This window comes from Paenibacillus sp. 01L418 (assembly GCF_056400045.1).
In genome coordinates, this window is record NZ_JBFTSN010000338.1 from 1 (window position 1) to 9,985 (window position 9,985).

9 protein-coding genes are annotated in these 9,985 nt (G+C 48.3%); 8 read left to right on the top strand and 1 reads right to left on the bottom strand.

Annotation, left to right across the window (positions count from 1 at the left end):
• From AC1DSE_RS26815 to AC1DSE_RS26830, 4 genes are all read left to right on the top strand, one after another.
• The coding region (locus tag AC1DSE_RS26815; protein ID WP_477528464.1) for a glycosyl hydrolase family 95 catalytic domain-containing protein at positions 1–2,012 on the top strand (2,012 nt) is incomplete at its 5' end.
• Between the two features lie 117 nt (positions 2,013–2,129).
• Complete coding sequence (locus AC1DSE_RS26820) at positions 2,130–3,902, top strand: sensor histidine kinase (RefSeq protein ID WP_477512859.1); 1,773 nt, start codon at positions 2,130–2,132, stop codon at positions 3,900–3,902.
• Positions 3,850–4,590: a response regulator transcription factor gene (locus AC1DSE_RS26825; RefSeq protein WP_477512851.1), complete on the top strand. Its 741-nt coding sequence runs from the start codon at positions 3,850–3,852 to the stop codon at positions 4,588–4,590. Before AC1DSE_RS26820 ends, AC1DSE_RS26825 begins: the two co-directional genes overlap by 53 nt.
• Positions 4,571–4,816, top strand: coding sequence for a hypothetical protein (locus tag AC1DSE_RS26830; RefSeq protein WP_477512850.1), 246 nt, complete (start codon positions 4,571–4,573; stop codon positions 4,814–4,816). Before AC1DSE_RS26825 ends, AC1DSE_RS26830 begins: the two co-directional genes overlap by 20 nt.
• Before the next feature lie 299 nt (positions 4,817–5,115).
• On the opposite strand, the gene AC1DSE_RS26835 is transcribed toward AC1DSE_RS26830, so the two are convergent.
• Positions 5,116–5,955 (bottom strand): helix-turn-helix domain-containing protein, encoded by an 840-nt coding sequence (locus tag AC1DSE_RS26835; RefSeq protein WP_477512849.1) that lies wholly within the window; start codon positions 5,953–5,955, stop codon positions 5,116–5,118.
• 141 nt (positions 5,956–6,096) lie between these two features.
• Between AC1DSE_RS26835 and AC1DSE_RS26840 the strand changes: the two genes are divergently transcribed.
• From AC1DSE_RS26840 to AC1DSE_RS26855, 4 genes are all read left to right on the top strand, one after another.
• Positions 6,097–7,038: a sugar-binding domain-containing protein gene (locus AC1DSE_RS26840; RefSeq protein ID WP_477528465.1), complete on the top strand. Its 942-nt coding sequence runs from the start codon at positions 6,097–6,099 to the stop codon at positions 7,036–7,038.
• A complete protein-coding gene (locus AC1DSE_RS26845) occupies positions 7,035–8,930 on the top strand; it encodes a glycoside hydrolase family 2 TIM barrel-domain containing protein (RefSeq protein ID WP_477528467.1) in 1,896 nt (631 codons plus the stop codon). The genes AC1DSE_RS26840 and AC1DSE_RS26845 overlap by 4 nt, the downstream gene beginning before the upstream one ends.
• Before the next feature lie 451 nt (positions 8,931–9,381).
• A complete protein-coding gene (locus AC1DSE_RS26850) occupies positions 9,382–9,942 on the top strand; it encodes a WG repeat-containing protein (RefSeq protein WP_477528466.1) in 561 nt (186 codons plus the stop codon).
• Positions 9,921–9,985, top strand: a 65-nt coding sequence (locus AC1DSE_RS26855; RefSeq protein ID WP_477528468.1) for a hypothetical protein, incomplete at its 3' end; no start/stop codon positions are given. The genes AC1DSE_RS26850 and AC1DSE_RS26855, both read left to right, overlap by 22 nt.

The following is a 9,985-nucleotide window of genomic DNA, read 5'->3' on the forward strand; positions in this document are numbered from 1 at the left end:
GGCATCGCGAGGTTACGCGATATCGGCGTGAATTGGATCTGCGGCGGGCGGTGGYGACCGTATCCTATGAAGCCGACGGATGCGAATACACGCGCGAAATCTTCTGTTCCCGCCCGAGCGGCTGCCTGGTGATTCGGCTTTCATGCGGCGAGCGGGGCAGTATCGCCGTAGACGCGTCTTTGTCCAGCGTCCACCCCGATGCGTCCGTTCAATCGGACGGAAGCCGTGCGATTCGGCTGACTGGACGGACCGGAACGCGCAAGGGTCCAAGAAATTGGAGCGGCTCTTGGGAAGGTCCGGGACTCCGATTCGAAGGGAGGCTCACGGCTTTTTGCGAAGGCGGCTCGTGCGCGGCCGGCGACGGCGTCCTGCGCATAGCGGAAGCGAGTGCCGTAACCCTCGTTTTTTCCGGAGCGACAAGCTTCTTGAACTACCGGGACATCGGGGGCGATCCTTCGGAATTGAACAATCGGTATATGGCGCGCGTCTCCGAACGACCTTATCGCGAGTTGCTGGACGAACRCGTCGAAGACCATAAAGCCTTGTATGAACGAGTCTCGATAAGGCTATGGGGAGCCGGGGCGGACGAGCAAACTGGCGGCAAGCGGCGTCCGACGGATCGGCGCGTACTCGACATTCGGGAGACGGAGGACCCGTCGCTCGCCGCGTTATATTTTCAGTTCGGCCGGTATTTGCTCATTGCGTCTTCCAGACCGGGCGATCAGCCTTCCAACTTGCAAGGCATATGGAATGAAGAAGAATGGCCGGAATGGGGAAGCAAATGGACGACCAACATCAACGTCCAGATGAATTACTGGCCGGCGGAGGTCGGAAACTTGCCGGAATGCCACCTGCCGCTGTTCGATCTGATCGACGATCTTCGCGTCACCGGCGCGCGCACGGCGGAACTCTATTACGGCGCGAAGGGCTTCGTCGTCCACCACAATACCGATTTATGGCGCGCCGCGGCCCCGGTCGACATCCATGCCGGAATATGGCCGATGGGCGGGGTATGGTTGGTCCAGCACTTATGGGATCACTTCGAATACAATCCCGACCTTGACTTTCTGAGGGTACGGGCCTACCCTGCCATGAAAGAAGCCGCCCGATTCGTGATGGACTTCCTGGTGGAGGCTCCCGAAGGCGTCAAATTCGCCGGTCTGCTGATTACCAATCCTTCCTATTCGCCAGAGAACGCGTATCGGGACGGCCGCGATCGAAGAAGGCATCTCACGATCTCGTCCACGATGGACGTGCAGTTGATCCGAGACTTGCTCGAACGTTGTTTGATCGCAAGCGAGCTGCTGGGCGAAAATTCGGCGTTCGAACACGAAATCCGAAAGGTTCTGGACCGGATCCCCCCCATGCAAATCGGACGATTCGGCCAATTGCAGGAATGGCCGGAGGATTGGGATCGACCGGAAGATTCGAACGGCCACGTTTCTCACCTTTACGGCTTATATCCCGGCAATCAGATATCCGAGAATACGCCCGAAACGTTCGAGGGGGCGCGCAAAAGCCTCGAGCTTCGCCATCGGAGCAAGGACCGAATCCTGGCTTGGCCGGCTGCTTGGCGGATAGCACTGCACGCCAGATTGCGAGACGGGGAGAGCGCGCGCAAGCGGCTCGTCGATCTCTTGGCGGGATCGACCAATCCGAATCTGCTCAATCAGCATGAGCCGTTTCCGATGCAGATCGACGCCAATTTCGGCGGAACCGCGGGTATTGCGGAAATGCTGCTGCAAAGCCGATCCCGCTATCGAAACGGAAAAGCCGAATACGAAATCGAATTGCTTCCTGCCTTGCCGGAAACATGGCCGGAAGGCTCCGTCTCGGGCTTTCGCGCCAGAGGGGGATTCGAAGTCGGCATGACTTGGGCGAAAGGAAGCTTAATCGGAGCCGAGATCCGCTCCCTTTGCGGAATGCCTTGTACGCTGCGCTATAGGAAGCGATCGATCCGATACACCGTGAAGGCTGGCGAATCGTTTCAATTTGATCCGTTCTCACGTTAACCGGGGTTTGCGGAATTGTAAATCTGGGAGGGATGCGCCTCTATCGGAATTCTTTAGTACATGATATGTTAACGATATATGGATTCCGCATCGGAGGGAAACGCCGCCTTGAGCATCATGCGCAAAATCGTGCTTGGTTACGTGATTATGATCTTTATCCCTGTTCTGGCATTCGGTTATCACTATTACACGCAAATCTACGGCAACCTGACGCAACAATTCGTGGAGAGCAGGCAGAAAATCCTGGAGCAGGCTTACGCCAATCTGAAAACGGATTTCGCCCGAATTCAGTCGGTCCACCGGGTGCTGCAATACAATCCTTACTTGACCGATTATCTGGACGGCGTATACGAATCCGACGCGGACAGCATCTACGCGCTTACCCGCTATATTCTCCCGCTGAACACGCAATCGATGTTCGCTAATCCGGAGATCGAATCCATCGTCATTTATAAGATGAAGGATCGGGTATTGCCCATCACCAATCTGTTTCGCGACCGGTCTATGCTGGATCCGCAAACGGAACAAACCGTCTCGTCCCTGAAAGCCGGACAGGGGAAATGGCTGCGCGCCGATCCCGCGGCGTCGGATCCGGACCTGATCTATTACCAGTACATTTACAATACGCAAATTACGGAGCGAATCGGCCTTCTTGAAATTCGGGTACGCAAAAGTTTAATCCATAACTTCTATGCGGCCGCGGGTGTGGAAGGAAGTTGGAGAGCGTTGCTGTTGTCCGGACAGGGCGATCCGTTGACGAACGAAGCGCCGGCGTTGGACAAGAAGACATTGCGTCTTCTGCAAGCGGATGACAGGAAATTTTTTATCAACCGGCAAACGATCGTCAATCAGCTGAAGCTCGAGCCGCTGGACGTTCGCGTCATCGTCACCGGTCAGGTGGGAGAAGTATTCCGTTCCGTGAAGAAGAAGGAAATCGTCTTGGTGACGATGATCGTGCTGCTGTTGATCGCTCTATCCATCGCCTATTACCTGCTGGCTTCGACGATTACCAAACGGATTCTTCGGTTGGCCCGGCATATGCGTACGCTGAACGACAATAACCTCAGGCAGCTGACGATCAAAAACGGCAAGTTCGAAAAGGATGAAATCGGCTTCCTGATCGTCACCTATAACGCGATGGTCCGGCGAATGGACGAGCTCATCAACAACGTCCATCGAGCTGAAATGCGCAACAAAGAAGCGGCATACCAGGTGCTGCAAGCGCAGATCAAGCCTCATTTCCTCTATAACACGCTCGAGACGATCCGCATGGTCGCCGAGGCTAACGACGACAAGGAAGTCGCCGATATTTCCTTCTGGTTCGGGAAACTGATGCGGTACAGCTTGTCGTCCGCGCGGGAAGAAACGGTTCTTGCGAAGGAAATCGAGATGGTTTCCTTTTATATGAACATCCACAAAATGAGGCTCCAAAGCAGGCTGACTTTTGAAATTCAAGTTGCGCTGGATGCCGAACGGCTGGCTTGTCCGCGATTCCTTTTGCAGCCGCTTATCGAAAATGCGATCGTGCATGGAGCTTCCGCCGTCCTTCGACCCGTCCATATCTCGCTGCAGGCGACGGAAACGGAAAGCGAGATTACGATCGACGTTACCGACAACGGCAACGGGATTACGCCGGAGAAGCTTCTTGCGCTTCGCGAACGGCTGTCCAGGCACGACGAGCCTAGAAAGGCAGAGGAGCAGGTCGGCGTAGGTTTGAAAAACGTCAACGAACGAGTCAAAAGCTTCTTCGGAGGAGAATCCCGACTGGAAATCCTCAGCGAGTCGGGCAAAGGAGCCTGCTTGCGCATTATCATCGTGAAAAGGAAGGTGGCGGACGTTGAAGATCTTGATCGTAGACGACGAACCTTTGATTCTGAAAGGGTTAGTTAAAATCGTCGAGGAAGTCGCGCCTGTCGGTTCCGACATTTGCTCGGCCCTCAATGCCCCGGAGGCATTAGAGACAATGAAGCGCTTTATGCCCGCTGTGACGATAACGGATATCCATATGCCGGAGAAGAACGGATTCGAATTAATTCAGGAGGCCAGGCTTGAGGGGTTATGCGATCGATTTATTATCCTGACCGGCTATGACGAGTTCGACTATGTCCGTCAGGCCCTTCGCTCGGGCGTCGTAGATTACTTGCTGAAGCCTTTGGACAAAAAGGAAATCGCGTCCCTGCTGAGCCGCGTGAAGGAGGAGCTCCCCGCCGCATCGGATTCTGATTACAGTCGGCACGCCGAACGGATATTGGCCTATTTGCAAATGAACTATATGAACGATCTGTCCCTCGACCATCTTGCGGATCGCATGAGTCTGCATCCGAATTATATTAGCAGCTTGTTCAAGAAGGAGACGGGAGACACCCTCGTCAATTACTTGAATGCGTTACGAATCCGGGAAGCGCAAAAGCTGCTGAAAACGCAGCCTCATTCGACCGTTTGCGCGATCAGCCGTCAGGTCGGCTTCGATACCAAGCACTACTTCGCGAAGGTGTTCAAAAAATACACGGGAACGACTCCCGGCACCTACCGCGAAAATCAAGAAGAAATCGAACGTCATGAATCGCCTAATACCTGAAGGTTTTCTTCATTCGCGCTTCACAGGCGAACAACTTAACAATTCCTTGCTTCATTCTCTGACGGGGATTAATTTCTTGAAACCAGAAAGTTTATTGTTCGCCAGCATATCTGGATTAGATGAAAAGGTAGAAGCTATAACAACTGAAACTCCAGTTTCATCCACCTCATCAACGATTGGTTTAAATAACCAATCACCAACAATTATTTCAACACATCAAAACTAATGTGACCCTCAAGATGATGAACCTCAGAAGAATAACGATACGGCTACCAATAATAATACTCATCAGAATGAAAATAATGGTCAACCTTTTAATTCTCCAGTAAAAAAAAACAAGATGCTATATTTATTTATCACTCTCATGCTGTGAATTGCGATTGATTTAATTAAACTCTTGTCTTTTGAAATTTTCAAGAGTCGAAAAACTGATGAATGATAAGGGAAGCGAAGGAACGATATCTCGCTTTCCTTTTCTGATTTTTTATTAAGCAAGATCCTCCTGCCCTTTGCTTAGTTTCTTGCTTATCTGTGGCGGTTACGGATATAACGTCCTGGAGGCATTCCTTCCGATTTCGTAAATTGCTTGGTAAAGGAATAAATATCCCCATAACCAAGACTAACGGCTACGTGTTTAATGGGGAGTCCGGAGAGGAGCATCATTTTGGCCTGTTTCATTAAATGTTCAATGTGGTACCGCTGAGGGGAAACTCCGGTTGTGGCTTTAAATAGCTTCCTGAAATTCTCATAGCCCATATTTACGGCTGCTGCGGCTTCCTTAATATCGTAATGAATATCATTGGCGCCACCGATTAGTTGGCAAGCTTTTGAGATTTTATGATCATTGTGCTCTCTCTGAGTATGATGTACGCTGCCGTGCAAACGGATAATGAGTTCTTGAGCTTTCATCAGCAAATAGGGGAGCCTTTCATCTACAGCGGATTTAAGAGAGTTCAGCAGGGCGGCAAATTCATTCAAAATATCGCTTGTATGTCGTGTCGGCTGCACCTCTTGGTCGGAATTTATGATGCCTAGCGTTTTGAGGTAATGATAGACAGGATAACCTATGCTGATATAAAACTCGATCCATTCCCCATTCGGCTCGATTTCGGTGGAGTGCATACGATCGGGCAAACGTTGTACCAGATCCCCTGCTTGCATTGTAATAACAGTGCCTTCCTTTGAGATAAATCGTCCGTTGCCTTGCAGGACCAACAAACAGCTGTAATATCCGATCCTGAAGTCATACTGGGAGCGCTCTGCCGTTCTTTTTCTCATAAAGCCGCAAGACAAAATGCCCAGGTCGAAATCGTCTCCGATACACCGGTATACGACATCGTTTTCTTTTATAGCATCGAAATTCATATCGTCACCGCACCTACCAAAATGGATAAATGAATTACCAGACCTAACATTTTATATGAAAACTTGTCCTTATATTATAAGGGTATCGACTTTCATAGCACAACCAATTAAGACAATTTATGAGGGGGTTATTCGAAACGTATGAAGCTGAACAGAGACTGGGAGAATCCGCATGTCGCTCACAAGAACCGTCATCCCATGCATGAGCCGTATGGAATATACGAAACCGTGGAACAGGCGCTAAGCGGCGACCGGAGAGCGTCAAAATACGTAAAATGCTTAAACGGCACTTGGAAATTTAAAACGTTTTCATCTCCGGATGTAGTAACTGATGAGTTTTATCATCCTGCATATGACGTGTCCAAATGGGATGATATCCCTGTTCCTTCCAACTGGGAGTTGTTCGGATACGGGAAACCTATATACACTAATATTAAGTATCCCTTTGCGCGGAAGGGGGCGGACTCTCATCACGAAATTCAACTGAAGCAAGATGAATTTGTTTTGAATCCGCCTTATGTGCCGGAGGATAACCTCACCGGATGTTATGTCCTATCGTTCGAAATTCCTGAACATTTTAACGGCAGAGATTTGTTTATCGATTTTGCCGGTGTGGAATCCTGCTTTTATCTGTGGTTAAACGGGAAGTTCGTCGGTTATTCGCAGGACAGCAAGCTTAACGCTTCTTTTGATATTACCGATTACATCCAAACGGGGCAAAACCATTTGGCCGTTCAGGTGATGCGATTCGGAGCCGGTTCTTATCTGGAGGATCAGGACTACTGGCATCTATCGGGTATTTTCAGAGATGTTCTGATTTATGCAAAACCGCGAATGCGAATTCATGATTATAAAATCGAAACGCTTTTCCCGGGTGATTATGACAATGCCGATTTAGCCGTGACGGTTTATCCTAATAATCAAGCAAGCTGTTATGGGGAAGCTCACGTGCGTCTGTCTCTTTATGATCACGATCGAAAATTGGTTACRCAATTTGAGACGCCGAAGTTTGCGGATTTCAGATCCTACCTGCAAGACAACTATGTGGCGAAAGTCAAACAAACCATTAAGAGTCCCCAATAACGAGTCACTATCCGCATGCCGTCGAATGGTACGACCTTTGTGATGAACTGGGCATATATGTTGTGGATGAGGCCAATATTGAGACCCATGGCATCGGCGGCCAGCTCAGCGCATCTCCCGAATGGACGCATGCTTATATGGAACGTGCAGCACGGATGGTGTTGCGAGATAAGAATCATCCCTCGATCATTCTGTGGTCCTTGGGAAATGAGTCCGGTTACGGAGCGAACCATGCTGCCATGTACGGGTGGATGAAGGAATATGATAAAACAAGATATGTTCAGTATGAGTCCTTAAATCCTCCGGCCAATATTTCCGATATCATGGCGCCCATGTATCCTCAGAAGGATTGGATCGTGGATTGCATGACGAGCAGCGATGACTTGCGGCCGTTTATTATGTGTGAATATGCGTACGCGAAAAGCAACAGCAACGGGAATTTCAAGGAATTCTGGGACCTTATTTATAAATTCCCGCGGTTTCAGGGCGGCTTCATTTGGGATTTCCAGGATAAAGCGCTTGTCCGGCATGATGAATCTGGGAACAAAAAATATGTTTATGGCGGCGCATTCCAGGAAGAGATTATTGATTCCGCGCCCGATATGTGCCTGAACGGCATTATATTTCCGGATTTAACGCTGAAACCGGCTGCCTATGAAATTAAAAATATACAAGCTCCCGTCCAGATCGATTATTTTGAACGGCCTTATGATGTTCCCGGTAATAAAAGTTATCGAATTTATAATCATTATACGCATCGGGACTTAAGCCACCTGGACATCGGTTGGGAACTTGTTTGCGACGGGAAGGTTGTGGAAAACGGTACATTACCCCGATTACACACGCCGGCCGGAGCTATCGAAAGTCTTCAGGCACCATACGATCCAACCAAGGTCTCTGGGGAAGCGTTCCTGAATTTTTATGCTTATCTGAACGAGGACACCTATTATGCAAATAAGGGAACCTGTATCTATGCATGCCAGGTCGAGTTGAAAGATTCCGTATATGAAATACATACCGGGGATATTCAAAGTGGGAGCCTGGTATATGAAGAAGCTGCGGATCGAATTCATATTTATAATGAAAATACGAACGTGGTCTTCTCGAAAGAAACGGCAGAGTTCATTTCTGTCAGATACAATAATCAAGACTACTTTACGGGCGGAGCGAACAATTTCTATCGGCCGCCAACGGGGATAGACGCAGGTGTGCCTGGTGAGACGCTAAACTATGCAGATGATTGGAGAAGCCTCGGGCTGGACTCCGATCAGAAAGAGATCAAGAATATCCGGGTATATGCAGCGCCTGCCTCAGTCATCATTCAGGTTCATGTTCTTTATCATGGATGCATTGAAACACTTACGGAGTATGCGATTGGAGGTAAAGGCATTGAAATTACTAACACTGTCGTGAATAATGCTAATGTCGATACCTTACCGAGAATCGGTCTGAGCTTTACCTTCCCTGCTGCCTGGAAGAGTATCAAATGGTATGGCCGCGGGCCATGGGAGAACTATGCGGACCGTAAAGCGGCTGCCTTCATCGGTATATATGAAAGCTCTGTTGAAGAACAGCATGTTCCCTACATCGTGCCGGTTGAGTGCGGGGGCAAGGAAGATGTCCGTTATTTGTATGTGTCGGCGGATGACCGCAACGTAAAAGTTACCTCGGCGGGTCACTTCCATTTTGACATCCATCAGTACAGCATCGGACAGTATGACAATGCCGCCTATGAGGACGAGCTTGGCACATCCGATTCTGTTTTCCTTCATATCGATTACAAACATGCAGGTCTTGGTGGAGATACTGGATGGACCAAAAATATTCACGATGAATATAAAATCGAAAAGGGCATCTATGTATACAAGATCACTTTAGAGATCGTGGATTGAATAGTAGATCCTCGAAAGCGAAGGATAGAAGTGAATTTTTGATAAAGGCACTGGCCAAAGTCAGAGGTCTTTATTGATTAACGACGATTCATTGGCATTGGCTTCTAGTACATCGGATCAGACTCCGCAATGTGCATCAGCGCCTTATTCTGACTTACGGATAAGGATATGGGCTGAAGCAATTCCTTGACTACCTGGCGTCCGAACAGGCTCAAGTCCTGATCAACTGGGGCGTTGAAGGAAAGCATTATGTAATAGAGAACGGCAAACGCTCCAGTATCATATTCATGGAAGGGTACTGATATACATCATATAATACCGAGGAGGTACGGAGGCACGAACACATATGGAATGAAAAATAGAATTGATGATAACCTGATACCTTTGAGTAAATCGGTACATTATAAATTTAGTTATTTTTTCACAAATTACAGTTAGAGGACTGACTATAATGAAAGTTTATAAATATGGTTATATCGATCGAGATGGTGGATTTGTTATTGAACCTGTTTTTGATTTTGCTACTTCATTTGAAGGAGGGCTGGCATCCTGTGATGTTGAAGGAAAGAGCAGGTTTATTTCAAAAGATGGAACAACAGTATTAGAAACGAACTATTCTTTTGTGAGTAACTTTTCATGTGGCCGAGCGTTGTTTACTGACCGTAGTAATTTTGGATACTTAGACAAAGAAGGAAACATAGCAATTCCTGCAGTATATGAGCAGGCATATATTTTTTCTGAAGGTTACGCCAGAGTTTTAGCACCAAATGGGAAATTAGCTTTTATTGATGTTGAAGGGAATATGATAACAGCTCCGATCTACGATGGAGCAGTGCACTTTGTTGATGGTATGGTGACGGTGAAAGCTAAGGATGGGAAGTATGGGTGTGTCAACATTGCAGGGGAATTTACAATAGATCCAATATACGATTCTCCTATATTGTTTTCAGAGGGTTTGGCAGCTGTAAGTATAAATAAAAGTATGGATATATTGATAAAAATGGCCAAGTAAAGATTCCATTGCGCTTTAAATATACGGAAGGCTTCCATAGAGG